Origin of the sequence: Nocardia sp. NPDC056952 (assembly GCF_042674185.1) — a bacterium.
Taxonomy (GTDB): Bacteria; Actinomycetota; Actinomycetes; order Mycobacteriales; family Mycobacteriaceae; genus Nocardia.
Map to the genome: position 1 here is coordinate 111,131 of NZ_JBHURA010000008.1, position 24,768 is coordinate 135,898.

The 24,768-nt window shown below is 68.2% G+C and carries 20 protein-coding genes and 1 tRNA gene; 9 read left to right on the top strand and 12 right to left on the bottom strand.

The features are described 5' to 3' along the window. The first annotated feature begins 72 nt into the window (after nt 1-72). On the top strand, nt 73-1,863 hold the full coding sequence (gene glpD / locus ACFTS5_RS25590; RefSeq protein WP_378635558.1) for a glycerol-3-phosphate dehydrogenase: 1,791 nt from the start codon (nt 73-75) through the stop codon (nt 1,861-1,863). Between the two features lie 51 nt (nt 1,864-1,914). Here glpD and ACFTS5_RS25595 read toward each other — a convergent pair whose 3' ends face one another. Next, entirely contained in the window at nt 1,915-2,688 is a 774-nt protein-coding gene (locus ACFTS5_RS25595; protein ID WP_378635561.1) for an Fpg/Nei family DNA glycosylase, read from the bottom strand. A gap of 4 nt (nt 2,689-2,692) precedes the next feature. Beyond that, nucleotides 2,693-7,558: a DEAD/DEAH box helicase gene (locus ACFTS5_RS25600; protein ID WP_378635563.1), complete on the bottom strand. Its 4,866-nt coding sequence runs from the start codon at nt 7,556-7,558 to the stop codon at nt 2,693-2,695. 43 nt (nt 7,559-7,601) lie between these two features. Here ACFTS5_RS25600 and ACFTS5_RS25605 point away from each other — a divergent pair, with 43 nt between their 5' ends. Beyond that, nucleotides 7,602-8,243, top strand: a complete 642-nt coding sequence (locus ACFTS5_RS25605; protein ID WP_378635806.1) for a histidine phosphatase family protein — start codon at nt 7,602-7,604, stop codon at nt 8,241-8,243. 43 nt (nt 8,244-8,286) lie between these two features. Here ACFTS5_RS25605 and ACFTS5_RS25610 read toward each other — a convergent pair. Next, nucleotides 8,287-8,360, bottom strand: a tRNA-Met gene (locus tag ACFTS5_RS25610). A 53-nt stretch (nt 8,361-8,413) separates the two neighbouring features. After that, the gene (locus ACFTS5_RS25615) at nt 8,414-9,931 is read right to left on the bottom strand and encodes an aldehyde dehydrogenase family protein (RefSeq protein WP_378635566.1); all 1,518 of its coding nucleotides are present in this window, start codon (nt 9,929-9,931) and stop codon (nt 8,414-8,416) included. Nucleotides 9,932-10,049: 118 nt separating this feature from the next. Here ACFTS5_RS25615 and ACFTS5_RS25620 point away from each other — a divergent pair, with 118 nt between their 5' ends. Beyond that, complete coding sequence (locus tag ACFTS5_RS25620) at nt 10,050-10,502, top strand: Lrp/AsnC family transcriptional regulator (RefSeq protein ID WP_056818059.1); 453 nt, start codon at nt 10,050-10,052, stop codon at nt 10,500-10,502. Nucleotides 10,503-10,568: 66 nt separating this feature from the next. Then, nucleotides 10,569-11,909 carry an L-lysine 6-transaminase gene (gene lat / locus ACFTS5_RS25625; RefSeq protein ID WP_378635569.1) on the top strand — a complete coding sequence of 447 codons (1,341 nt, stop codon included), beginning with the start codon at nt 10,569-10,571 and terminating at the stop codon, nt 11,907-11,909. A 105-nt stretch (nt 11,910-12,014) separates the two neighbouring features. On the opposite strand, the gene ACFTS5_RS25630 is transcribed toward lat, so the two are convergent. The 4 genes from ACFTS5_RS25630 to ACFTS5_RS25645 all read right to left on the bottom strand — a co-directional run bounded on the left by ACFTS5_RS25630 (nt 12,015) and on the right by ACFTS5_RS25645 (nt 16,423). Then, a complete protein-coding gene (locus ACFTS5_RS25630) occupies nt 12,015-12,359 on the bottom strand; it encodes a hypothetical protein (RefSeq protein ID WP_378635571.1) in 345 nt (114 codons plus the stop codon). Nucleotides 12,360-12,388: 29 nt separating this feature from the next. Beyond that, nucleotides 12,389-13,360: a patatin family protein gene (locus ACFTS5_RS25635; protein WP_378635574.1), complete on the bottom strand. Its 972-nt coding sequence runs from the start codon at nt 13,358-13,360 to the stop codon at nt 12,389-12,391. A 184-nt stretch (nt 13,361-13,544) separates the two neighbouring features. Next, nucleotides 13,545-15,344: an acetyl/propionyl/methylcrotonyl-CoA carboxylase subunit alpha gene (locus tag ACFTS5_RS25640; RefSeq protein WP_378635576.1), complete on the bottom strand. Its 1,800-nt coding sequence runs from the start codon at nt 15,342-15,344 to the stop codon at nt 13,545-13,547. 188 nt (nt 15,345-15,532) lie between these two features. Beyond that, a complete protein-coding gene (locus tag ACFTS5_RS25645; RefSeq protein WP_378635809.1) occupies nt 15,533-16,423 on the bottom strand; it encodes a sulfurtransferase in 891 nt (296 codons plus the stop codon). Between the two features lie 148 nt (nt 16,424-16,571). Between ACFTS5_RS25645 and ACFTS5_RS25650 the strand changes: the two genes are divergently transcribed. Continuing rightward, nucleotides 16,572-17,336, top strand: coding sequence for a helix-turn-helix transcriptional regulator (locus tag ACFTS5_RS25650; protein WP_378635579.1), 765 nt, complete (start codon nt 16,572-16,574; stop codon nt 17,334-17,336). On the opposite strand, the gene ACFTS5_RS25655 is transcribed toward ACFTS5_RS25650, so the two are convergent. The 3 genes from ACFTS5_RS25655 to ACFTS5_RS25665 all read right to left on the bottom strand — a co-directional run bounded on the left by ACFTS5_RS25655 (nt 17,262) and on the right by ACFTS5_RS25665 (nt 20,040). Further along, entirely contained in the window at nt 17,262-17,897 is a 636-nt protein-coding gene (locus ACFTS5_RS25655; RefSeq protein WP_378635811.1) for a nucleoside triphosphate pyrophosphatase, read from the bottom strand. The two genes, ACFTS5_RS25650 and ACFTS5_RS25655, sit on opposite strands and share 75 nt — an antisense overlap. A 43-nt stretch (nt 17,898-17,940) precedes the next feature. Further along, a complete protein-coding gene (locus tag ACFTS5_RS25660) occupies nt 17,941-18,270 on the bottom strand; it encodes an acyl-CoA carboxylase epsilon subunit (RefSeq protein WP_378635581.1) in 330 nt (109 codons plus the stop codon). Nucleotides 18,271-18,399: 129 nt separating this feature from the next. Beyond that, on the bottom strand, nt 18,400-20,040 hold the full coding sequence (locus tag ACFTS5_RS25665; RefSeq protein WP_378635583.1) for an acyl-CoA carboxylase subunit beta: 1,641 nt from the start codon (nt 20,038-20,040) through the stop codon (nt 18,400-18,402). Nucleotides 20,041-20,230: 190 nt separating this feature from the next. On the opposite strand from ACFTS5_RS25665, the gene ACFTS5_RS25670 reads away from it, so the two are divergent. Then, nucleotides 20,231-21,019, top strand: a complete 789-nt coding sequence (locus tag ACFTS5_RS25670) for a biotin--[acetyl-CoA-carboxylase] ligase (RefSeq protein ID WP_378635586.1) — start codon at nt 20,231-20,233, stop codon at nt 21,017-21,019. Nucleotides 21,020-21,055: 36 nt separating this feature from the next. Here ACFTS5_RS25670 and ACFTS5_RS25675 read toward each other — a convergent pair whose 3' ends face one another. After that, nucleotides 21,056-22,024, bottom strand: coding sequence for an acyl-ACP desaturase (locus tag ACFTS5_RS25675; protein WP_378635588.1), 969 nt, complete (start codon nt 22,022-22,024; stop codon nt 21,056-21,058). A gap of 148 nt (nt 22,025-22,172) precedes the next feature. Here ACFTS5_RS25675 and ACFTS5_RS25680 point away from each other — a divergent pair, with 148 nt between their 5' ends. The 3 genes from ACFTS5_RS25680 to ACFTS5_RS25690 are packed head-to-tail and all read left to right on the top strand — an operon-like array spanning nt 22,173 to nt 24,759. Next, nucleotides 22,173-22,706, top strand: a complete 534-nt coding sequence (locus ACFTS5_RS25680; protein ID WP_378635591.1) for a PH domain-containing protein — start codon at nt 22,173-22,175, stop codon at nt 22,704-22,706. Nucleotides 22,707-22,747: 41 nt separating this feature from the next. Continuing rightward, nucleotides 22,748-23,446 carry a response regulator transcription factor gene (locus ACFTS5_RS25685; RefSeq protein ID WP_056818039.1) on the top strand — a complete coding sequence of 233 codons (699 nt, stop codon included), beginning with the start codon at nt 22,748-22,750 and terminating at the stop codon, nt 23,444-23,446. A 5-nt stretch (nt 23,447-23,451) separates the two neighbouring features. Further along, nucleotides 23,452-24,759: a sensor histidine kinase gene (locus tag ACFTS5_RS25690; protein ID WP_378635594.1), complete on the top strand. Its 1,308-nt coding sequence runs from the start codon at nt 23,452-23,454 to the stop codon at nt 24,757-24,759. The last annotated feature ends 9 nt before the right edge of the window (nt 24,760-24,768 follow it).

Here is a 24,768-nt window from a genome sequence, read left to right on the forward strand (position 1 = left end):
GCCGGGAACGCGGCGTTTGCCCCAACTGTCGGCTGGGACCGGCCGGAATCGGCCGGCGGCGAGGAGTCGAGCATGTCGCAGACACCGGAGTTTCCGTTCCTGCACCCGGGAGAGCTGGTCGCGGGCGGGAAAAGGGATCGGCTCGGACCCGGCGATCTGGGGCCCGAACATCGGCGGACCGCCTGGGAACGGCTGGGTAAGGATCAGTTCGACGTCCTGGTCGTCGGCGGCGGCGTCGTGGGCGCCGGTATCGCGCTCGATGCCGCGACACGGGGGCTGTCGGTCGCGCTGGTCGAGGCCCGCGATCTCGCGTCGGGCACGTCGAGCCGCTCGTCCAAAATGTTCCACGGTGGCCTGCGCTACCTCGAACAGCTCGAATTCGGCTTGGTCAGGGAAGCGCTGAAGGAGCGTGAGCTGGCGTTGTCGACGCTCGCACCGCACCTGGTGAAGCCGCTGCGGTTCCTCTATCCGCTGACACATCGCGTGTGGGAGCGGCCCTACGTCGCCGCGGGTCTGACCCTGTACGACACCATGGGCGGCTCGAAATCCGTTCCAGGACAGCATCATCTGACCCGGCACGGCGCGATGCGGCTCGCCCCCGGCCTGCGCCGGGATTCGATGATCGGCGGCGTCACCTACTACGACACCGTCGTCGACGACGCCCGCCACACCATGACGGTCGCCCGCACCGCCGCGCACTACGGTGCGGTCATCCGCACCTCCACGCAGGTCGTCGGGTTTCTGCGCGAAGCCGACCGGGTCGTGGGGGTGAAGCTGCGGGACACCGAGGACGGGCGCACCGGTGAGGCGCGCGCGAATGTGGTGATCAACGCGACGGGTGTGTGGACCGATGAGGTGCAGAGTCTGTCGCGGCAACGCGGCCGATTCCATGTGCGCGCGTCCAAAGGTGTGCACATCGTGGTGCCGCGCGACCGCATCGTCAGCGATGCCGCGATCATCCTGCGCACCACCACCTCGGTGCTGTTCATCATCCCGTGGGGCGCGCACTGGATCGTCGGCACCACCGACACCGACTGGAATCTCGACCTCGCCCATCCCGCGGCGACCAAGGCCGATATCGACTATCTGCTCGACCGGGTCAACGAAGTGCTGGTGACCCCGCTCACGCACGCCGATATCGACGGCGTCTACGCGGGCCTTCGCCCACTGCTGGCGGGGGAGAACGACGACACGTCCAAGCTCTCGCGCGAGCACGCCGTGGCCAGGGTCGCGCCCGGACTGGTGAGCATCGCGGGCGGCAAGTACACCACCTACCGGGTGATGGCGGCGGACGCGATGGACGAAGCCGCACAAGACATTCCGGCACGCGTCTCGCCGTCGATCACCGAGAAGGTGGCGCTGCTCGGCGCCGACGGCTACTTCGCGCTGGTCAACCAGACCGTGCAGCTCGCCGAGCACTACGGCATCCACCCGTACCGGATGACGCACCTGCTCGACCGCTACGGCTCGCTGGTCGACGAGGTGCTCGCGATGGCGGCGGGCAAACCCGAACTCCTGCAACCGATTACCGACGCACCGGCCTACCTCCAGGTCGAAGTGGTCTACGCCGCGGCCGCGGAAGGCGCGCTGCACCTCGACGACATCCTGGCCCGTCGCACCCGCATCTCGATCGAATATTCCGATCGCGGCGCGAACTGCGCCGAGCAGGTCGCCCACCTCGTGGCGCCCGTTCTCGGGTGGGACGCGGAGGATATCGACCGCGAGGTGTCCACGTACCAGGCGCGCGTACGGGCCGAGATCGAATCGCAGACCCAACCCGACGACACATCGGCCGACGCGCTGCGGGCAGCCGCTCCGGAGCCGCGTCCGCAGTTGCTGGAACCGGTGCCGCAGGACCGCTGAGCCATCGGACCGGGGCGCTGCGGGCTGTGAGCACACACGGGCGAGGTGAGCTCACGGGCTGGGCTGGCAGCGTGGGCAGAAGAAGATGCCACGTTCGCGTTGAGTGATGCGGTCGGCGGGGTCGTCTTCGCCGAGCAACTGGGACGCGATCGGGGTGCCGCAGCGGGGGCAGGAACGGCGAGTGCGGCCGTAGACCATGGCGCGCCATGGTGGTTGGTGTGCGGCTTTGCCGAGAACACGGTGAGCTTCGTCGACGAGCGCCACGAGATCGGGGATGTCGCCGACCGGGGTAACGGGGTGGACTTTGCGCAGGAAACAGATCTCGCTGCGGTAGATGTTGCCGATGCCCGCCAGATTGCGCTGGTCGAGCAGGGCGAGACCGACGGCGCGACGCGGGTACTCGGTGAGCCTGCGCAAAGCCTCGGCCGCATCCCAATCCGGGCCGAGGAGATCGGGGCCGAGGTGGTCGATGACCGTGTGTTCGTCGGCGCGCAGCAGCACCTGAACCTTGCCGAGTGAGAAGCCGACTGCCTCGACCTCGTCGTTGGCAAGCACCACTCGCGCGGTGACCGCGGGTTTGGTCCAGCGCTGGCCGCGGTGGAACACCCGCCACACGCCTTCCATCTTCAGGTGGGTGTGGACGCTCACGCGGTCGGTGCGGATGAACAGGTGCTTGCCGTAGCTCACGACCTCCTCGACCCGTTCGCCGACCAGATCCACGGTGGCGTACCGCGGAACCCGGAAATCGCTGCGGGTGAGCGTTTTACCGACCAACGCCGTGCGTAGGCGCTGCGCGGCGCGGAAGACGGTGTCGCCCTCTGGCATTCGGCTACACCTGCCTGCGCAGCCGCAGACCGCTGGGGGTCATCGAGAAACCGGCTTCGATCAGTACTTCGGCGAAGAGGTTGCCGTGCACAGTGTCTCCGTTGATCTTGTCGATCACCAAGCTGTCGACCCGGCGATCGCGCACCAGCCCGGCCAGCGCGAACGCTGCCGCCCGGCGCAGGCCGACGTCCTCGGTGAAGCTGAGCAGAGTCTTGCCGCCGCGCTCGGAGTAGAGCACCAGTTCGCCGTCGACCAGAACCACCAACGCGCCCGCTTTGCGGCCCGGCCGATGACCGCCCTCGGCGTCGCCCTTCGGCCACGGTAGCGCGGCGCCGTAGGGGTTGGCGGGGTCGCATGCCGCCAGGGCGAGCGCGACGCCCGCTCTGGTGGTGTCACGGTCGGTGTCGAACGAGCGCAGGCGGTCGACGGTGTCGGTGGTGGAGAACTGGGCGCCGCCGAGCGTGTCGACGAAATAGCCGCGCCTGCACCGGCCGCGATCCTCGAACTCGGTGAGCACGCGGTACATCAGCTGGAAACCGCCGGCTATCCCTTCGTTCTGTACCGAACCGCGAGTCAGCACGCCGTAGCGTTCGATCAGTTGATCGGCGGTGGCATGGGCGCGAACGGTGTTGTCCTGCACGCGTTCGGGCAGGATCGACCAGCGTCCCGCCAGTGTGGGCGGACCGGACCGGGTCGGCATCGCCGGTCGCGGCAGGTACGCGCGGCCGCGGGGCGAGCGGCGCGGGGTGCGATGCGCGGTGGTGGCGCGGGCGGTGCCGGACAGCAGGGCGCGCACCGGGGCGAAGGTGTCACCGGAGACATAGCCGGCCCAGACCAGCTGCCACAGGGCCTCCCCGGCGGCTTTGTCGTCGAGCAAGCCCGCGGAGTCGGCGAGTTGGCGAAAGAAATAGGCGCCGCCGCCGCGCAAGGTGGATGGCAGCCGCTGGACACGGTTCGCGGCGCCGGGATCGGGTGCGTCGAGATCGACCATCGGCCACGGTTCCAGATTCGCGCCGAGTGCGGCCAGGAGACCGAGCTGGATGTCGGTGGGGTCGATCTCGTCGGCGGGAGGCAGGGTGAAGGGCGCCTGGTCGGCGAGGTGGAGGGCGACCCAGCCGTCGCGGGCGGTGATCGCGCCGTGGCCCGACCACACCACCTCACCGGTCGCCATCAGCTCGTCCAGCATGGCGGGGGAGTAGTCGCGCACTCGGGTGGGCAGAATCAGCGACTCCCACGCCGAGGCCGGGATCGGTACGCCCGCAAGCTGTTCCACTACTGTGGCCACGCCGTCGACACCGCGTAGCTCGCCGGACCCGACGTGTTGCCAGGACGGCAGGAACCGCGCGTACGCGGCGGTGGACACCGGCTCGACCTCGTGCCGCGCGGCGGCCAGTGAACGGCGGCGCAAACGGCGAAGGACCTGGGCGTCGCACCACTCGCCGCCGGCGGTGTCCGGCGTGAATTCACCTTCCACCACGCGTTTCTCGGCGAGCAGGCGGTGCAGCGCTGTCGCGGCGACGGCCGTTCCGAGGCCGAAGCGGTCGGCGACCGCGGCGGTGGTGAACGGTGCGTGAGTGCGCGCGTAGCGCCCGACGAGGTCGCCGAGCGGATCGGGGACCGGTTCGATGAACGCCGCGGGCACTCCGATCGGCAAGGGCACGCCGAGCGCGTCCCGCAGCCGAGCGGCGTCCTCGACCGCCACCCACCAGGTACGACCTGCGAACGAAACCTCCAGCGCCCGTCGCGAATCCCGCAGTTCCGCGAACCACGCCGGTGCGTCGGAATCGGCGAGCAGGTCGCCGCGGGCGGACTCGAGTCTTTCATCCGGCGTGCTGTGTGAGGGTTCGTCGGGTGAGTGGGCGCCGGTGTCCATCGCTTCGGCGTGGCGCGCGGCGGACGCGGTGCCGGGGCGGGGAACGCAGCGTGCTGCGGCTTCGGTGGGCGTGAGGGGACCGAGTAGACGGAGCAGGTCGGCCAGACCTTCAGCGTCGCGGGCCAGGCGCTCGGGGGTGAGGCGCTGGAGTTCTTGCTCGGTCAGGGTGATGACGGCGGGGTCGAGGAGTTCGCGCAGCTCGACGCGGCCGAGGAGTTCGGCGAGCAGGCTGGAGTCCAAAGCCAGCGCGGCTGCCCGGCGTTCGGCCAGTGGACTGTCGCCGTCGTAGAGGAATTGCCCGATGTAGGAGAACAGCAGAGCGCCGGCGAAGGGCGACGGGCTCGCGGTCTCGACCTCGATCAGGCGGATCTCGCGACGGGCCACCTTGGTGAGCAGGTCGCGCAGGGCGGGCAGGTCGTATACGTCGCGCAGACATTCGCGGACGGTTTCCAGCAGGATCGGGAACTGCGGGAATTTGCGTGCCACGTCCAGCAATTGGGCCGAGCGCTGCCGCTGCTGCCACAGCGGTGCGCGCTTGCCGGGGTCGCGGCGAGGCAGGAGCAACGCTCTGGCGGCGCATTCGCGGAAGCGGGACGCGAAAAGGGCTGAGCCGCCCACCTGTTCGGTGACGATGTCGTCGATCTCGTCGGGTTCGAAGGCGAACAGTTCGGCGCCGGGTGGTTGGTCGGTCGTATCGGGTAGGCGCACCACGATGCCGTCGTCGGAGGCGGTCGGGGCGGCATCGATGCCGAACTGTTCCTGCAGGCGCGCACCTACCGCCAGCGCCCACGGTGCGTGTACCGGGGTGCCGTAGGGCGAGTGCAGCACCAGGCGCCAGTCGCCGAGCTCGTCGCGGAATCGTTCCACGACCAGCGTCCGATCGGTCGGCAATTGGCCGGTGGCACTGCGCTGTTCCTCGAGCAGGCCGACCAGATTCGCTGTCGCGTTCTGATCGAGTCCGGCGGTGCGCACCAACTGCTCGAGCCGTACCGCGGGCTTGCTCTGCTCGGCGGTGCGCCCGGCCTTCTTCGAGCTCGGGGTCGGCTTCGTGGGTTCGGGCAGTGGCTCGGGAACTTTCGACGTGGCGTCGGCCGTGGTCAGCACGGTGCCGGAGCCCATGTCCGCCACGATCCGAGACAACTCGTCGGCTGATACCTGACCGGCCGTGCGAACGAATTCGCCCAGCGCGGCGCCCAATTCAGCGGGCCGGCCCAACCCGTCACCGTGCCAGAACGGCAGCCGGCCGGGCAGCCCGAACGCCGGTGACACCAGCACCCGATCGAAGGTGATCTCCTCGATCCGCCAACTGGTCGCACCCAGCGCGAACACATCGCCCACGCGCGACTCGTAGACCATCTCCTCGTCGAGTTCACCCACCCGCGAAGCCTTTTCGCCCACCATGAACACCGCGAACATCCCACGGTCGGGGATCGCGCCACCGGAGGTCACCGCCAGGCGCTGGGCGCCGGGACGGCCGGTGATGGTGCCCGCGTCGCGGTCCCACACCACGCGCGGACGTAGTTCGGCGAACTCGTCGGACGGATAGCGCCCGGCCAGCAGGTCGAGCACCGACTCGTAGGCCGAGCGGGGCAGATTCGCGTAGCTGCCGGTGGAGCGGACGAGATCGAACCAGGCGTCGACGTCGATGGATTCGAGCGCGCAGGCCGCCACCGTCTGCTGGGCGAGGATGTCGAGCGGGTGCGCGGGGATCTGGAGTTTCTCGATCTCACCGGTGAGCATGCGCTGGGCGGCGACGGTGCAGTGGATCACGTCGGTGCGGTGTTTGGGGAACAGCACGCCCCGCGAGATCTCACCCACCTGGTGCCCGGCCCGACCGACCCGTTGCAGACCACTGGCCACCGAGGGCGGCGCCTCCACCTGGACGACCAGGTCCACCGCGCCCATGTCGATGCCGAGCTCGAGACTGCTGGTGGCCACCACACAGCGCAGCCGACCGGTCTTGAGGTCGTCCTCGATGATGGCGCGCTGTTCCTTGCTGACCGACCCGTGATGGGCGCGCGCCAACAGGTGCTCGGCCCCGTGGATCACCTCGGTGGACGGCCCGAGCTGGGCGGGTGGCTTGTGCTCGGTCTCCACCGGCTCGCCGAGACGGGCGGCATAGGTCTCGTTGAGCCGCGCGGTCAGCCGTTCGGCGAGCCGCCGGGAGTTGGCGAACACGATCGAGGACCGATGCTCGAGCACCAGGTCGACGATGGCCTCGTCGACATGCGGCCAGATCGAACCCGGCTGATCGGAGTCGCCTCCCGGATCGGTCATATCGGCCACCGGCACCCGCACCGACAGGTCGAAGGTCTTCGGTGCGGGCGGCCGCACGATGGTGATAGGCGCGTTCCCGACCAGGAATCGCCCGACCTCCTCGGGCGGGCGCACCGTCGCCGACAACCCGATCCGTTGCGCGGGCTTGTCGGTGAGCTGATCCAGCCGGGCCAGCGACAATGCCAGGTGCGCACCACGCTTCGACCCGGCGATGGCGTGCACCTCGTCGACGATCACGGTGTTGACCTGGGCCAGCGTCTCGCGAGCGGCCGAGGTCAACAGCAGGAACAACGACTCGGGGGTCGTGATGAGAATGTCCGGTGGGGTGCGCAACATCGCCCGGCGCTGGGCGGGCGGGGTGTCGCCGGAGCGCACCCCCACCGAGATATCCGGTGGGTCGAGCCCCAGCCGTTTCGCCGTCTGCGTCACTCCTACCAGGGGCGCCCGCAGGTTGCGTTCCACATCCACAGCCAGCGCCTTCAACGGCGACACATAGAGCACCGACGTGCCCCGGGACGCTCCCGGCTCGGGTGGGTCCCGGTGAGCCAGCTGATCGATGGCCCACAGGAACGCGGACAGGGTCTTGCCCGACCCCGTCGGCGCGATCACCAGTGTGTTCTCGCCTGCGGCGATCGCGTCCCACGCGCCGAGCTGGGCCGACGTGGCAGCAGGGAAGGCGCCGTCGAACCACTGTGCTGTCGCGGGGGAGAACCGATCCATAGCACCAAGTGTGCACCGACCCACCGACAACTTCGTCGCCATCATGCGCCCCGACCAGCGCGAACACGCCGATGACCGGGGAGGCGCCCGGCCCGGGTTGTGGCGTGGATCGCATTCGTCGCTACCCTCGACTCTCGTGCAAACGGTGCTGAGAGTCGACCTTGTCGGCCATGGCCTTACCGAGGCGGTACGTAAGGCGCGATTTCCTGTCGATGAACCCCTTGACGAGTCGGGGCGGGCCGCTGTGCGTGCCTGTGTGCCGCTCGATGAAGCGTTGGTGCGGACAGGACCGGAGCGGCGGGTTCGCGAGACGGCGGAGGAATTGGGCCTGGTCGGCGAACAGGACGTGCGATTACGGGACCTCGATGCCGGGTCGTGGCGGGGCAGTGAGATGGGCAAACTCGCTCAGGACCAGTTGTTCGCCTGGCTCACCGACCCCGAATTCCGTGGGCACGGTGGGGAATCCATCACCGATCTGGTCGAGCGGGTGCGCTTCTGGCTGGCCGAGATCGCCTCGTCGGGTCGTAACACCGTGGCGGTGACGCACCCCGCCGTGGTGCGCGCCGCGCTGCTCGTGGTGCTCGACGCACCGGCGAAGTCGTTCTGGCGCATGGATGTTCCGCCCGCGAGCGTTACCCGGCTGCACTACCGGGGGAACTGGACCCTGCGACTCGGCAACGGATAACGAAGAAGGCCCCGGAGTCGAAACTCCGGGGCCTTCTTCGTAGTAGCGGGAACAGGATTTGAACCTGCGACCTCTGGGTTATGAGCCCAGCGAGCTACCGAGCTGCTCCATCCCGCGTTGCAAATACCACTTTACACGGGGTGGGTCGGAAGGCGAAATCGCCTGCCTGATCAGCCGAAATGGATGCCTTGCGCGAGCGGGAGTTCGGTGGAGTAGTTGACGGTGTTGGTGGCCCGGCGCATGTAGGCCTTCCAGGAGTCGGAGCCCGACTCCCGGCCGCCGCCGGTGTTCTTCTCCCCGCCGAACGCGCCGCCGATCTCCGCGCCCGATGTCCCGATGTTGACATTGGCGATGCCGCAGTCGGAACCGGCGAGGAACTGTTCGGCCTCGCGCTGGTCGAGGGTGAAGATCGACGAGGAAAGTCCCTGGGTCACACCGTTGTTCAAGGCGATGGCTTCGTCGAGTTCGTCGTAGGTCAGCACGTACAGAATCGGCGCGAAGGTTTCCTCGCGCACGAGCTCGGTCTGCGCGGGCATGCGGACGAGGGCGGGCCGCACGTAGTAGGCGCCGGGTCCGAGCGTCTCGACTCGCTCACCGCCGCAGATGATGTCGCCGCCCTCGGCCACCGACCCGACCAGCGCCTTCTGCATCCCGGCGAAGGCGCGCTCGTTGATCAGCGGCCCGACCAGGACGCCGTTGTCGAGTGGATTACCCACGGGCAGTTGGCTGTACGCCGCGGCCAGCCGTTCGACCAGCTGGTCGGCGATCGAACGATGCGCGATCAACCGTCGCAGGCTGGTGCACCGCTGGCCCGCTGTCCCCGCCGCCGCGAAGACGATGCCACGCACCGCCAGTTCCAGATCGGCACTCGGCGCGACGATCGCGGCGTTGTTGCCACCCAGCTCGAGCAGGCATCGACCGAAACGCCCGGCCACCCGCGGGGCGACGGTGGCGCCCATCCGCACCGAGCCCGTCGCGCTCACCAGGGCGACCCGGCCGTCGTCGACCAGCGCCGAGCCGACGGTCGCGTCCCCTTGGATCAGCTGGTGCACTTCGGGATCCGCGCCCACGTCGACCGCCGCGCGACGCAGCAGCGTGTGGCAGGCCAGCGCCGTCAACGGTGTGGTCTCCGACGGCTTCCAGACCACCGTGTCGCCGCACACCAGGGCGATCGCGGTGTTCCAAGCCCATACCGCGACAGGGAAATTGAACGCCGAGATCACCCCGACGACACCGAGTGGATGCCACGTCTCCATGAGCCGATGGCCGGGACGTTCGGAAGGCATGGTGGCGCCGTAGAGCTGGCGCGAGAGTCCGATCGCGAACTCGCAGACGTCGATCATCTCCTGCACTTCGCCCAGCGCCTCGGGGCCGATCTTGCCCGCCTCCAGGGTCACCAGCTCCGCCAGCTCGTCCTGATGGGCCACCAGCAACTGGGCCAGCCTGCGCACCAGGCCCGCCCGCCCCGGCGCGGGGACCGTGCGCCACGCCTCGAACGCGGTTGCGGCGCGGCCGATCGCGGCATCCACGTCGGCGGGGGCGTCGACGGCCAGCGGCAACAGGACACCGCCGGAGATCGGCGTGCGCGCCAGCAGCGGGCCGGGCTCCGGCGCAGCGGCGCCGAGGCCGTGCAGTAGCGCCCTGGCTCGCAGGGAGAGCTGCTCGGAGAAGTTCACGGTCTGCGTCATCGGTACTCTGCTCACCTTCTGCTGTTTGGTACGACTCACGGAAAAGTTCGGGAGAATTCGGTGGGGAACGGAAAGAAGTTTTCCCCGCGCGAGCCCCACGCTGCGTTAGCCTTCGCTGATGGCGGATACACCGGCTCGACCCCAGCTCGATGACATCGATCGACTATTGATCAAAGAACTGATGGCAGACGGCCGCGCCACATTGTCGAATCTGGCGGAGAAGGCCAGTCTCTCGGTCTCCGCGGTGCAATCGCGCGTGCGCAGGCTCGAAGCGCGCGGCGTGATCCGCGGATACGCGGCGCAGGTGGACCCCGAAGCGCTCGGGCACTTGTTGTCGGCGTTCGTCGCGATCACTCCTCTCGACCCGTCCCAGCCCGATGACGCGCCCGCCCTACTGCAGCACATCCCCGGCATCGAGGGGTGCCATTCGGTGGCGGGCGAGGAGAGCTACGTCCTGCTGGTGCGGGTGGCCTCGCCTCGGCATCTGGAACATCTGCTGCAGGAGATCAGGGCCACGGCCAACGTGCACACCCGCAGCACCATCATCCTGCAGACATTCTATGACAGGTAGTGATCTTCCGTAATTTGATTCGTGATTCCGTAGAACTTCCGTAAATATTTGCGTATCGTCGGTTTCATGACCATCGAACTGGAGCGCCCTGGCGCGGCGGTCATCCCCGCCGACCGGGTCCACGAGATCCTGTCCTCGCACATCCTCGCGGACGGTTTCGAGCTTGTGCTCGACCTACACGAATCGCACGGTCGCACGCTCGTCGACGAACGTGACGGCACCAGCTATCTCGACATGTTCGGCTTCTTCGCCTCCAACGCACTGGGGATGAACCATCCCGCGCTGGCCGGCGACGAGGGCTTTCTCGCCGAGCTGGCCAACGCCGCACTGAACAAGCCGAGCAACTCCGATATCTATACCGTCGAGATGGCACGCTTCGTCGACACCTTCGCTCGCGTGCTCGGTGATCCGCGCTTGCCGCACCTGTTCTTCGTCGACGGTGGCGCGCTCGCGGTGGAGAACGCGCTGAAAGTCGCTTTCGACTGGAAGAGCAGGCTCAACGAATCGCACGGCCGCGCACCGGAACTCGGTACCAAGGTGCTGCACCTGACCGGCGCCTTCCACGGGCGCAGCGGTTATACGTTGTCGCTCACCAATACCGACCCGGTCAAGACCGCGCGATTCCCGAAATTCGATTGGCCGCGCATCGACACACCGCACACTTTCGCGGGTGCCGACATCGCAGCCCTCGAAGCGCGGGCGCTGGCCCAGGCCGAACAGGCCTTCGCCGACAACCCGCACGACATCGCCTGCTTCATCGCCGAACCGATCCAGGGCGAAGGCGGTGACCGTCATCTGCGGCCGGAATTCCTCGCCGCCATGCAGCGGCTGTGTCACGCCAACGACGCGCTGTTCATCCTCGACGAGGTACAGACCGGCGTCGGCCTGACCGGAACCACCTGGGCCTTCCAGCAATTGGATGTCGCGCCCGATGTGGTGGCCTTCGGCAAGAAGACCCAGATCTGCGGAATCATGGCGGGCGGCCGGGTCGACGAGGTGGTCGACAATGTCTTCCGGGTGAGCTCACGGCTCAACTCCACCTGGGGTGGCAACCTCACCGACATGGTGCGCACCCGGCGCATTCTCGAAGTGCTGGAACGGGATCGGTTGATCGAGGGTGTGGAACCGCTCGGCGCGTTCCTGCTCGACCGGCTCGGCACACTGGCCGTCGCGCACCCGGACATGGTCAGTGAGGCGCGTGGCCGTGGGCTGATGTGCGCGGTGACGCTGGCGACGCCGGAGCTGCGCGATCGGGTGGTGACGGAACTGCGCGAACGTGAGCATGTGCTGCTGCTCGGCACAGGGGAGCGCGGCATCCGTTTCCGTCCGCCGCTGACTGTCACCGAGGACGAGCTGAGTCAGGCCGTCGACGCCCTCGACGCGGTGCTCACGCGAGAACGCCGGTAACTCACCGGATTTCCGGGCTGGGCCGGCGGCACGATTGCCGTCGGCCCACTTCCGTCTTCACTCGTCCGTGATCGCAGGACCCGGTCGGCAGATGCGGCGCAGTGATCAGGCGGACACGGCGGTCAGTCCGAGCGCGCCTGTGACGAAGCGGTGGACCGAGGCCAGGCCGGCGGCCAGTGCCTCGTCCTCGCCGGGACGAGCCCAGCCGGTCACCGCCGCGGTGGCGTCGGGGCCGGGCGTCACGCCGATCTCGGCGACCATCTCGGCCGTCGTCGGAACGCAGACCGCCCAGGAGAAGTGCGACTCGTCCGCCCACTGCGCCGACCGGGTGGCCACGTAGCCGGGATCGGTGATGCCGCCGTCGGCCAGCGCGGGTCGGTCGTCGATGCGCTCGTCGGCGCGCAGCGCGCGCAGATACCAGGACCCTGCGTTGATCTCGATCGGTTCCACGCGAGCAGCCTAGTGGTTCGGCCGCCGGGTCATGCCGTGCGGAGGGTGCCGCCACCGAGCAGGGAATGAACGGCCGTGCGGCCGATGTCGAGGGCGCGGGTGAGCAGGTCGGTGTCGCGGGCCGCGCTGTCGATGGCCGGGGAACCTGCGGGTGGGTGGATCTGGAGGACGTGGTCGCCGAGGCCGTCGAGGTAGCTGTCCTCCATCGCCTGCTGACCCGGCCGCTTGTTCCACGCCCGGAACGCACCGGGGGCGATGGCACGCATGTAACCGCCGCCGACCACCCGATGCAGCAGCGGCGCGGGCGGGCGGACCTCATCGGTCCGGCGGGTGCGCAGGACCAGGGCGTGGGTGGTGCCCGCGGCCACGGCGGTGCGGATCGGGACGGTTTCGGTGAGGCCGCCGTCGAAATAGCTGCCACCCGCGAGGGCGACCGGTGGTCCCGCCAGCAGGGGAAGGCCCGCAGAGGCCCGTAACGCCGTCATGAGGCTCTGTTTGTCGGTGATGTAGGGCCCGAGGTCCACCGACTGCCCGGTGCGGATATCGGTCGCGATGGGGTGGAAGGTGGTGGGGTTCGCCAGAATCGCGGGGAAGTCCATCGGTTCGATGCCGTCGTACACGCGATGCACGAGATAGTGCAGATCGAAGACGGGGCGACCGCGGAAGATGCGTACCGGATCGACCACGCGGCGCATGATCGCCGGATCGGTCCACGAACGCATCCCCGTCGCCGCGCGCCCGCACAGCAACCAGGCGCCGTTGATCGCCCCGGCCGACGTGCCGTACACGGCGTCGAACACCTTCGCCAGACCCAGCTCCTCGAGCGCCTGCACCATGCCGCTGGAATACACACCGCGGCTGCCACCGCCCTCGATCACCAGCGCGAGACGATTGCCGTCGGTGCGGCTACCGGTTTCCCGGCGAGCCTGGATGACCTCGGCCACCGTTGCCGAACCCGGCGTCGAGAGCGGGTCCAGATCGGTGTGCGCAGTACTGGTCACCCGATCCACGATACGACAGAAGCCGGTCGCTCAGCCGGGCGAGACGCATGATCTTCCGCGCCCGTTCACTGATTCGTCTCACGCTGCCGGGCGGTAATCCGTCAGCTCAGTTCCTCGGGCCGCTCGACGAACGACAACGGACGCCGGTCCGTGGAGACCGACGCCCGTTGTGTACAGCTGTTACCTACTTGATCTCCGCCAGGACCGTGCCCTGGGTGATCGCCGCACCCGCCGCGACAGCGAGCCCGGTGACGACACCGGCCTTGTGCGCGTTGACCGGGTTCTCCATCTTCATGGCCTCGAGCACCACGATCAGGTCACCCGCCTCGACGGTCTGGCCCTCTTCGACCGCGACCTTCACGACGGTGCCCTGCATCGGCGCGGTGACCGCGTCACCCGACGCGGCACCGGCACCGGCGCCGCCACGCTTGCGCGCCTTCGGCTTCTTGCGCACCACACCGTTGCCGGCCGAACCGGCCGCACCGCCACCGAGGGTGAACTGACCGGGCAGCGACACCTCGACGCGACGTCCACCGACCTCGACGACAACCTTCTGCCGGGGCAGATCGTCGTCGTCATCGTCGGACGCGCCGCCGGCGGTGTACGGCTCGACGGTGTTCTTCCACTCGTTCTCGATCCACTTGGTGTAGACGTCGAACTTCTCACCGTCGCCGATGAAGGCCGGATCCTCGATGACCGCGCGGTGGAACGGGATCACCGTCGCCAGGCCCTCGACGTCGAACTCGGCCAGTGCACGGCGGGCACGCTGCAGCGCCTGCTCACGGTTCTCGCCGGTGACGATCAGCTTGGCCAGCATCGAGTCGAACTGACCACCGATGACGCTGCCCTGGACCACACCGGAGTCGACGCGCACACCGGGGCCCGAGGGCTCACGGTAGACGTTCACCGGGCCGGGAGCGGGCAGGAAGCCGCGACCGGCGTCCTCACCGTTGATCCGGAACTCGAACGAGTGGCCACGCGGGGTGGGGTCTTCCTTGATCGACAGTTCGTCGCCGTTGGCGATCGCGAACTGCTGACGCACCAGGTCGATGCCCGCGGTCTCCTCGGTGACCGGGTGCTCCACCTGCAGGCGGGTGTTCACCTCGAGGAACGACACGGTCTCGCCCTGCACCAGGTACTCCACGGTGCCCGCACCGTAGTAGCCCGCCTCGCGGCAGATGCGCTTGGCCGACTCGTGGATCGCGGCGCGCACCTTGTCGGACAGGAACGGCGCGGGCGCCTCCTCGACGAGCTTCTGGAACCGGCGCTGCAGCGAGCAGTCGCGGGTACCGGCGACGACCACGTTGCCGTGCTGGTCGGCGATGACCTGCGCCTCGACGTGGCGGGCCTTGTCGAGGTACTGCTCGACGAAGCACTCGCCGCGACCGAAGGCGGCGATGGCCTCACGGGTCGCCGACTCGAACAGCTCGGGGATCTCCTCGATGGTGTGGGCGACCTTCATGCCGCGGCCACCGCCACCGAAGGCGGCCTTGATGGCCACCGGGACGCCGTATTCCTTGGCGAACGCGACGACCTCGTCGGCGTTCTTGACCGGGTCCTTGGTGCCCGCGGCCATCGGCGCCTTCGCCTTCTCGGCGATGTGGCGCGCGGTGACCTTGTCACCGAGGTCGCGGATGGACTGCGGCGACGGGCCGATCCAGATCAGCCCGGCGTCGATGACGGCCTGGGCGAAGTCGGCGTTCTCGGAGAGGAAACCGTAACCGGGGTGGATCGCGTCGGCGCCGGACTTGGCCGCGGCGTCGAGGATCTTGTCGAACACGAGGTACGACTCGGCAGAGGTCTGACCGCCGAGGGCGAACGCCTCGTCGGCGAGCTTCACGAAGGGAGCGTCGGCATCGGGCTCGGCGTACACCGCGACGCTGGTGATTCCCGCGTCCTTGGCAGCCCGGATCACGCGAACCGCGATCTCGCCGCGGTTAGCTACGAGTACCTTCGTGATCCGTGCGCTGGCATGGCTGGGCACTGAGCCTCCTGTGTGCAATCTTTGGTCGCGTCGGGGAACGGGTCGCCGGTTAGGCCCCGTGCCCGGTATCGACAACTTTCGTCTCGGGCGAGTGTAGGCAGTGTGCCAACCCTGCTCGAACTCGGCTAGCCCTACTGTCGAGTAGGTCGCAGGTCACACTACGCGGCGTCCAGTGATGTGAACATGTTTCAAATGATCCGATTCGCGACACCTGGTTCGGTGCCCGTCACGATCGGTACCCGCACCGAGTTGCCCCATTCGATCCACGATCCGTCGTAATTACGCACCGACCTGCGGCCGAGCAGGAATGTCAGGACGAACCAGGTGTGGCTGGACCGCTCGCCCACCCGGCTGTACACGACCAGGTCGTCGGCGGGAAGCGCGCCGTAGACCTCGTCCAGGTCGGCGCGTGAGCGGAAGCGGCCGTCGTTGGTGGCAGCCTCGGTCCATGGGATGTTCACTGCCGTCGGCACGTGCCCGCCACGCAGGGCGGCGTACTCCTGGTTGAGCGGCTTGTCCTCGAGTTCGCCGGAGTACTCCTGCGCCGAGCGCACATCGACGAGGGGTTTGCCGAGTCTGGCCAGTACGTCCTCGCGGAACGCGCGGGCGGTCGTGTCGTCGCGCGTGACCTCGGGGTAGTCGCTGGGCGTGGGGTAGGGCTGGTCGAACGTGGTGTCGCGCTCCTCGGAGATCCAGGCGTCGCGGCCGCCGTCGAGCAGGCGTACGTCCTCGTGGCCGAACAGGGTGAAGATCCAGGCGGTGTGCGCGGCCTGGGCGTTGCCGCGGTCGCCGTAGATCACGATCGTGTCGTCGCGCTCGATACCCTTGGCGCGCATCAGCTCGGTGAAGCGCCTGCCGTCGACATAATCGCGGGTCACGGGGTCGCTCAGGTCGCCGCGCCAGTCGATCTTGACCGCGCCTGGAACATGGCCGATGTCGTAGAGCAGGATGTCATCGTTGGACTCGATGATTCGTAAACCACGCACGCCGATGTTTGCGGACAGCCATTCTGTGGTTACCAATCGATGCGGGACTGCGTAGGAACCGAAGGCGGGGTGCGGATCCGGGGCGACGGGCACGGTGTGGTCCTTCACGCGAGTTGGGTGGGTGCGACCACTGTGTGGTCGCAGCCGATGGTAAGTGTGTGGTGGCACATCACGAATCGACACAATGGGCGAATAAAGCGCACGGATGTCCGATAAAGTCTCTGGAGAGGAGGGGTGAGCTATGTCCGATTCTTGGCCGCGACGGCGACTGCTCGCGATCCTACGTGGCGCCACCGAGCCCCTCGATGCCCAGGAACTGGCCCGCATCACCGGACAGCACGTCACCACCGTCCGATTCCACCTCGACGTCCTCACCCGTGAATCGCTGGTCCGTCAGTTCCAGCAACCGCCACGCGGCCGCGGCCGCCCGCGCATCGGCTATCGCGCGGTGCAGCGCTCGGTGGGATATCAGGAGCTCGCGCAGGTACTGGCCGACCATCTCGGTCCCGACCCGGTCGCCCGTTCCGCCGCCGCCGTGGCCGCTGGTCGCGCCTGGGGTGCCCGGATGGACATCGGTACCCAGCCGGTGGAAACCCTCGCCGACGCCAGGGACATCACCATGTCGCTGATGTCGGAGCTCGGGTTCGCACCCGAGAAGGAACCCGCCGGTGAGACCTCGGAGCACGTCCAGATCAACCTGACGGCCTGCCCGCTGCGGGAACTGGCCCGCTCACACGCCGAGGTGGTGTGCGGTGTGCACATGGGCCTCATGCGGGAGGTGCTCGAACGCAACGGCGCCCGTGGCCGGGTGGACGTGCAGCTGCACCCCTTCGTCGAGCCCGAGCTGTGCACGGCCCGGCTCGATCTGACGATGACCGCGCCCGACCGCACCCCGGCCGTGGAGCCGGGGGATCAGCACGTGGTCGCGCCGTCAGTCCCGCGGGTCCCGCCACAGTTGCGTGACACCGACGCCGACGTCTTCGAGCAGTCGGCGCAACAGCGGTAATCCGATCCCGATGACGCTGGACGGATCGCCTTCGATCCGGTCGACGAACCAGCCGCCCAGCCCGTCCAGGGTGAACGCGCCGGCGACCTTCAGCGGCTCACCGGAAGCGATATAGGTATCGAGCTCGTCCGGTGTCGGCTTCGCGAAATGCACCGTGGTGCTGCTGCATTCGGCCGACTCGGCGACGATCTCGCCGTCGCGCAGCCGCAACACGCAGTGCCCGGTGATCAGATCCGCGCTGCGGCCCGCCATCGTGGCCCAGCGCTCGCGCGCCACCTCTGGGGTGTGCGGTTTGCCTTGGAGCTGCCCGTCGACGAGCAGCATCGAATCGCAGCCGACGACGACACAGTCGGCACTGAATTCGGGAATCGACGCGGCGACGTCGGCCGCCTTGGCGCGAGCCAGGGCGACGACGACATCGTGCGAGGAGGTACCGGCGGGCAGTGCCGCCGACACCGCGTCCTCGTCTACGCCCGAGACCCGCACCACGGGGTCGATGCCCGCGGTGCGCAGGATCCCGAGCCGGGCAGGCGAGGCCGACGCCAGAACCAGCCTGGTCACCACAGCATCAGCTCCGGTGACCGCCGCACCAGCTTCGGTCACCTCAGCGCAGGTGCGACAGCATCGGGTACACGTACGGCGAGAACGGGTTCGTGCCCCGATGCATCATCGTCGATGTGCCCCACGCGTCGGCCGGTCCGTTCGATCCGCCGACGGGTGCGCTGGCGGCCGCCGCGCTCAGGACGGCGACCAGCGCCGCGATGTCCTGATCGGTGGGCGAACCCTTGAGAATGCGGAACAGCGGTTCCCCCGCGGCATCGACGGGGGCTTGCGCCTCCGTGCCCGCCGGCAGTTCGACCTCTTCGACGAGCGGTTCGACGACGAGCTCGAGCTCGGCGACTGTCAACACGTCTTCTTCTGCCACAGTTGTCACAGTGCCAGATCCTTCCTGCACTTACTTCGCTTCACAGCGCGGTTGCCGCGATCATTCCCGGTGCGGCCGCGCTGATCAATAGTTGTGTTCCACAACAAGTGTGCGCGGCCTATCCGGGATATCGCGTTTTCAGAGCGGAATGTTGCCGTGTTTCTTCGGCGGCATGGTCACCATTTTGCGCTCGAGGAGCCGCAGCGCCGACACGATCTGGCCACGGGTGTGCGAGGGCGGGATGACCGCGTCCACGTAACCGCGCTCGGCGGCGACGTACGGGTTCACGAGAGTGTCCTCGTACTCGTTCTGCAGCTCGAGGCGCAGCGCGTCGACGTCGTCGCCGTTCTTGGCGGCTTCGAGCAGCTGCTTGCGGTAGACGAATCCGACGGCGCCGGAGGCACCCATCACGGCGATCTGGGCGGTGGGCCATGCCAGGTTCACATCGGCACCCATGTGCTTGGAACCCATGACGTCGTAGGCGCCGCCGTAAGCCTTGCGAGTGATGATCGTGATCTTGCCCACAGTGGCCTCACCGTAGGCGTAGAGCAGCTTCGCGCCACGGCGGATGATGCCGTTGTATTCCTGGCCGGTGCCGGGCAGGAAGCCGGGCACGTCGACCAGGGTGATGATCGGGATGTTGAAGGCGTCGCAGGTGCGCACGAAGCGCGCGGCCTTCTCCGAGGCGTCGATGTCGAGGCAGCCGGCGAACTGGGTCGGCTGGTTGGCGACGATGCCGACGCTGCGCCCGTCCACCCGGCCGAAGCCGCAGATGATGTTCATCGCGCGCTCGGCCTGGACCTCGAGGAACTCGTCGTCGTCGAGCAGACGACGGATGACCTCGTGCATGTCGTAGGGCTGGTTCGGCGAGTCCGGGATGATCGTGTCGAGCTCGATGTCCTCGTCGGTCAGCGAATCTTCGATCGCCCCGTTGATCGGGTCGGTGGGCGCGTGGCGCGGGGACTCGGCGCGGTTGTTGCTCGGCAGGTAGCTCAGCAGGTCCTTGACGTAGTCGAGGGCGTCCTGCTCGCCGGAGGCCACGTAGTGGGCCACACCGGACTTCACCATGTGGGTGTGCGCGCCACCCAGGTCCTCCATCGAGACCTCTTCACCGGTGACGGTCTTGATCACGTCGGGTCCGGTGACGAACATCTGCGAGGTCTGATCGACCATCACCACGAAGTCGGTGAGCGCGGGGGAGTACACGTGACCACCGGCGGCGGCGCCCATGATCAGCGAGATCTGCGGGATCACGCCGGAGGCCTGCACGTTGCGGTGGAAGATCTCGCCGTAGAGGCCGAGGGAGACGACGCCCTCCTGGATGCGCGCGCCCGCGCCCTCGTTGATGCCGACCAGCGGACGGCCGGTCTTGATCGCCAGGTCCATCACCTTGACGATCTTCTCGCCGTAGACCTCGCCGAGGGAGCCACCGAACACGGTGACGTCCTGGGAGAAGATGCACACGTCGCGGCCGTCGATGGTGCCGTAGCCGGTGACGACGCCGTCGCCGAGCGGTCGGTTGTGCTCCAGGCCGAAATTCACGCTGCGGTGCTTGGCGAGGGCATCGAGTTCGACGAAGGAGCCTTCGTCGACCAGGGCGAGGATGCGCTCACGCGCGGTCATCTTGCCCTTGGCGTGCACCTTGTCGACCGCGGTCTCACCCATCGGGTGTTGCGCTTCTTCCAGCCGATTCCGCAGATCAGCCAGCTTCCCGGCGGTGGTGTGGATATCGGGGGCGCCCGCCGATTCCGATGCGGGCTGCTGCTGGACACTCGTCATGGGTTGCGAGTGTAACGAGTGACACCTCCGCGCACCACGGCAGTCTCGCTTACCGGCCAGTAGAGAAACCCCAGCTAGGCGTACCTCCGCATTCGCTCCGGCCATGCGCAGTCTGAGGATGGGCTACGCCCACAGCGCCATTTCGGTACGGTCATGATCGTTCACAGAGAACTCCAGTAACGTGCCGAGAATGAACAGGGCACCCATCGATGTACCGCGTCTGCGCAGCTCGCAGGGACTGTCGTTCTACGACCGGATCGATGTAGTCGAATCGACAGGATCGACCAACGCCGACCTGGTCGCTCGCGCCGCCGACCCGTCCGCCGACCGTCAGGCTCTGCTCGCCGAGGAACAGGTGAGCGGTCGCGGCAGACATGCCCGCGCGTGGGTGAGTCCGCCCCGCGCGCAGATCTCGTTGTCGATCCTGGTGCGCCTGCCCGGCATCGACCCCGCCGCGCTCGGCTGGTTGCCGCTGCTCACCGGCATCGCGGTGGTCGACGCGCTGCGCGGCACCGCCGGTGTCGCACCGGAATTGAAATGGCCCAACGATGTCCTGCTCGACGGCCGCAAACTCGCGGGCATCCTGGCCGAGGTCGCCGCGACCGGAATCGCGCCCGCGGTGGTGGTCGGCATCGGGATGAACGTCGACCTCGCCGAATCGGAACTGCCTGTCGCCCACGCGACTTCGCTGAGCTTGGCCGGTGCGCAGAACGTCGACCGCACCGCGCTGGTCGCGGCGATCCTGGCCGAGTTCTCGCGCCGCTTCACCGCGTGGGAGCGGTCGGGCTGGGACACCGTCGATCTGGTGGCCGAATACCGTGAGCGGTGCGCCACCATCGGCATGGAAGTGCGAGCCGAACTCCCCGGCGGGACGGTGCTCACCGGGGTGGCGAGCGATGTCGACGACACCGGGCGGCTGCTCATCGGTGAGCGGGCGGTGTCGGCCGGCGACGTTTCCCACCTGCGCGGACAGTACTGACGACGGGCCCGCAGCCGGGCCCGTCGCCGAGACGGATCAGTGTGCGCCCGCACCCGCGGTCGCGCGCTCGGCCACCTCGCGCTCGCGCGCCAGCAGCCGGTCGCGCTGCTCCTCGAACCGCAGCACGTCCTTCTCCAGCTTGTCGATGAACAGCGCGAGTTCATCGCGCGCTGTCTCACCACGCGCACCGAAGTCGTTGCGGTCGAAGACGTTCCACTGCTTGAGCACCGGCCGTACCACCTCGTCGAGGTGCTGGCGCAGATCGTAGATGCCGTGCTTGGCCATCAGCACGCCGTTGCGCCGCCAGTTGGGCATGCCCGCGCCCGGCATCTGGAAATTGGTGAGCACCTTGGTGATCGCGGGCATCGCCTGGTCGGGAGCCAGGTCGAGGGCCGCCGCGCACAGGTTGCGGTAGAAGATCATGTGCAGGTTCTCGTCGGTGGCGACGCGGGCCAGCATCTTGTCGGCGATCGGGTCGTCGCACACGCGACCGGTATTGCGGTGGCTCACCCGGGTGGCCAGCTCCTGGAACGTCACATACGCGACGTTCACCAGGAATCCACCCCAGTTCGCCGGTGCGTGCGCGCCCTGGGTCATGTGGACCATCCGCGCTTCCTCCAGCGCCACCGGGTCGACGCCGCGGGTGACGACGAGGTAGTCGCGGATCACGATGCCGTGGCGGTTCTCCTCGGCGGTCCAGCGGCCCACCCAGGTGCCCCACGCGCCGTCGAGGGAGAAGTTCTCGGCGATCTCGCGGTGGTAGGACGGCAGGTTGTCCTCGGTGAGCAGATTGGTGATCATCGCCGCCTTGGCGACATCGGTGAGCCTGGATTGTGATGGCTCCCAATCGCTTCCGCCCATCGCGGCGAAATTGCGGCCTTCCTCCCACGGGACGTAATCGTGCGGATTCCAGTCCTTGGCGATGGAAAGGTGCCGGTTGAGGTTCTGTTCGGCCACAGGTTCGAGGGCCGTGAGGATTTCGAGCTGAGTCAGATCTTCGGTCACGCGTGCCTCCACTGTCGGTGTCGAGCAAGCAGATAAGGACAAAACCTGGCATCTAGCGTGTAATCCACAGTATCGCCTCGGCAGTGGCATCGAGAAATGCGGTGTGACTGTCACCGGACTCGATGTGCCAGCGCGGTACTGTCGCATCATGGGTTACCCGGAGGATGTCCTCGCGCCCGACGAGCAGTTGATCCTGCACCGCCACCCGCACTGGAAAATGTTGGTGTGGCCCATCGTCACTCTCATCGTCGTGACCGCGATCGCCGGTTTCCTCGGCGGCCTGGCCTGGCGCAACACCACCGGTCACGTGCGCACGGTGTTGCTGATCCTGATCGGGCTGGCCTGGCTCGGGCTGGTCGCGTGGCGGGTCGTCGCGCGCGTGATCGCCTGGAAGTCGACGCATTTCATCGTCACCGGGCGGCGGGTGCTGGTGCGCCAGGGCGTGCTCACCCACACCGGCATCGATATACCGCTCAGCCGGATCTCCAGTGTGCAGTTCCGCCACGGTCTGCTGGACCGGGCGCTCGGCACCGGCACCCTGATCATCGGCTCCTCGTCGGAGGAGCCGCTCGAGTACGACGACGTGCCCCAGGTCCAGCAGGTCCATTCGCTGCTCTACCACCAGGTCTTCGAGGCGGGACGTTCCGCCAACGAGCAGCACTGGGGCGGCGGCTACCGGTGAGCTGCCCGTCCTCGCTGATCAGAAACATTTAACCTGTGCAGATGACCGCTGTTCTGCTGGCCGAAGACGACGAGGCGATCGCCGCACCCCTGTCGCGTGCACTGGGGCGTGAGGGCTACACCGTCACCGTCGAACGCTTCGGCCCGGCGGTGTTGCGCCGCGCCCTCGAGGGCAACCACGACCTGCTGATCCTCGATCTCGGCCTGCCCGGCATGGACGGGCTGGAAGTGTGCCGGCAGGTGCGTGCGAGCGGCGCCGATCTGGCCGTGCTGATGCTCACCGCCCGCACCGACGAGGTCGACTTCGTGGTCGGTCTCGACGCGGGCGCCGACGACTACGTGGGCAAACCGTTCCGGCTGGCCGAACTCCTCGCCCGCGTGCGAGCTCTGTTGCGGCGCAGCGGGATCGGGGACGACGCGGTGGAGGTCGGCGCGATCCGGCTCGAACCCGCGGCGCGGCGCGTGCTGGTCAACGGGGCCGAGGTGAACCTGGCCAACAAGGAGTACGAGCTGCTCAAGGTCCTCATCGACCGGGCGGGCCAGGTGGTGGCGCGCGAGACCATCCTGCGCGAGGTCTGGGGCGACGCCGACCTGCGCGGCTCCAAGACGCTCGACATGCACATGTCCTGGTTGCGTCGCAAGATCGGCGACGAGGGCCCGATGGCGGAGCGTCGCATCGTCACCGTGCGCGGTGTGGGGTTCCGGCTCAATACCGACGGACCCACCTCGCACCGAGGCTGACGGGCGTGCGCCGTCGCATCCTGCGCTCGATCCTGACCGTGCTGACCATCACCACGGTGGTGCTCGGCGTGCCGCTGATCTACACCGCGTGGCTGTGGGTCGAAGACATCACCCGCAACGATCTGCAGAGTCGCCTCGACCGGATCTCGACCGAGGTGATCGCCCAGGAACGGGTCGACGGGACCGTCCACGACGGTCTCGACGTGCGCGCCATGAGCGCGCTGGTGCCCGAGGGCGGCAAGCTCACCATCGTCTATCCGGCGCCGCACGACAATGCCGCGCGCACCGATATCGGCGTCGCGGAGGTGGCGGATCCGCTGGTCGAATCGCTGTCGATGGGCACGTCCGGTTCGCTGCGGCTCGAGGTGCCCGCCGGGCCGATGCATTCCCGCCAGGAGCAGGCGGTGGCCGCGGTGGCGCTGGCCGTGCTCGCCTCGCTGGGTGCGGCGTTCTCGGTCGCGGTGGTGACCGCGCGCCGCGTCGCCGACCCGCTGCGCGATGTGGCCGCCAGGGCGGCCCGGCTGGCGATGGGTGACTTCCGGCCCGATCCGCGCCGCCACGGCATCGCCGAACTGGACCGGGTCTCCGATGTGCTCGATTCGGCGACCGTCGAGATCGCGGGCCGCCTGCAACGCGAGCACGCGCTGGTGGCCGACGTTTCCCACCAGCTACGCAGCCGCCTGACCGCCGTTCGCCTGCGCCTGGACGAGTTGTCCACCCACGCCGACCCGGAGGTGGTGCACGAGGCCGAGGAGGCGATGGCGCAGGTCGACCGGCTCACCGATGCCATCGACGACCTGGTCCGCGCGTCCCGCGACGAAGACGCCACCGACCGCGATCCGGTGCCGGTGATGGCGGAACTGCGCGGTGTCGTCACCGAGTGGACCCACCCGTTCCACGAGACCGGGCGCGAACTGCTGCTGCTCGGCGACGAGTCCCTGCAGGCCCCGATCACCGGTTCGCGGCTGCGCGAGGCCGTCGCGGTGCTGGTCGACAATGCCCTGATGCACGGCGGCGGCACCTGCACGATCTCGGTGCGCACGGTCCCGACGATGAGCTCTCGCGACCCGCTGATCTGTGTGGAGGTGTCCGACGAGGGTGAGGGGGTGCGCGACGAACTGGCGCCGCACATCTTCGATCGTGGTTTCTCCGCGGGCGGTTCGACCGGTGTCGGTCTCGCGCTGGCCCGCGCGCTGGTCGAGGCCGACGGTGGTCGGCTCGAGTTGCAGCGTCGCCGTCCGGCCCTGTTCGCGGTGTTCCTCGGTTCCAAGCTCAAAGGCCCGCAGAACGCGACCCTGACCGAGCCGCGCTGACTCAGGATT

Bases quoted from the DNA above. Each gene is read 5' to 3' on its own strand.
- glpD (WP_378635558.1), top strand. From the start codon at position 73: ATGTCGCAGACACCGGAGTTTCCGTTCCTGCACCCGGGAGAGCTGGTC.
- ACFTS5_RS25595 (WP_378635561.1), bottom strand. From the start codon at position 2,688: ATGCCAGAGGGCGACACCGTCTTCCGCGCCGCGCAGCGCCTACGCACG.
- ACFTS5_RS25600 (WP_378635563.1), bottom strand. From the start codon at position 7,558: ATGGATCGGTTCTCCCCCGCGACAGCACAGTGGTTCGACGGCGCCTTC.
- ACFTS5_RS25605 (WP_378635806.1), top strand. From the start codon at position 7,602: ATGCGCCCCGACCAGCGCGAACACGCCGATGACCGGGGAGGCGCCCGG.
- ACFTS5_RS25615 (WP_378635566.1), bottom strand. From the start codon at position 9,931: ATGACGCAGACCGTGAACTTCTCCGAGCAGCTCTCCCTGCGAGCCAGG.
- ACFTS5_RS25620 (WP_056818059.1), top strand. From the start codon at position 10,050: ATGGCGGATACACCGGCTCGACCCCAGCTCGATGACATCGATCGACTA.
- lat (WP_378635569.1), top strand. From the start codon at position 10,569: ATGACCATCGAACTGGAGCGCCCTGGCGCGGCGGTCATCCCCGCCGAC.
- ACFTS5_RS25650 (WP_378635579.1), top strand. From the start codon at position 16,572: ATGTCCGATTCTTGGCCGCGACGGCGACTGCTCGCGATCCTACGTGGC.
- ACFTS5_RS25665 (WP_378635583.1), bottom strand. From the start codon at position 20,040: ATGACGAGTGTCCAGCAGCAGCCCGCATCGGAATCGGCGGGCGCCCCC.
- ACFTS5_RS25670 (WP_378635586.1), top strand. From the start codon at position 20,231: ATGAACAGGGCACCCATCGATGTACCGCGTCTGCGCAGCTCGCAGGGA.
- ACFTS5_RS25680 (WP_378635591.1), top strand. From the start codon at position 22,173: ATGGGTTACCCGGAGGATGTCCTCGCGCCCGACGAGCAGTTGATCCTG.
- ACFTS5_RS25685 (WP_056818039.1), top strand. From the start codon at position 22,748: ATGACCGCTGTTCTGCTGGCCGAAGACGACGAGGCGATCGCCGCACCC.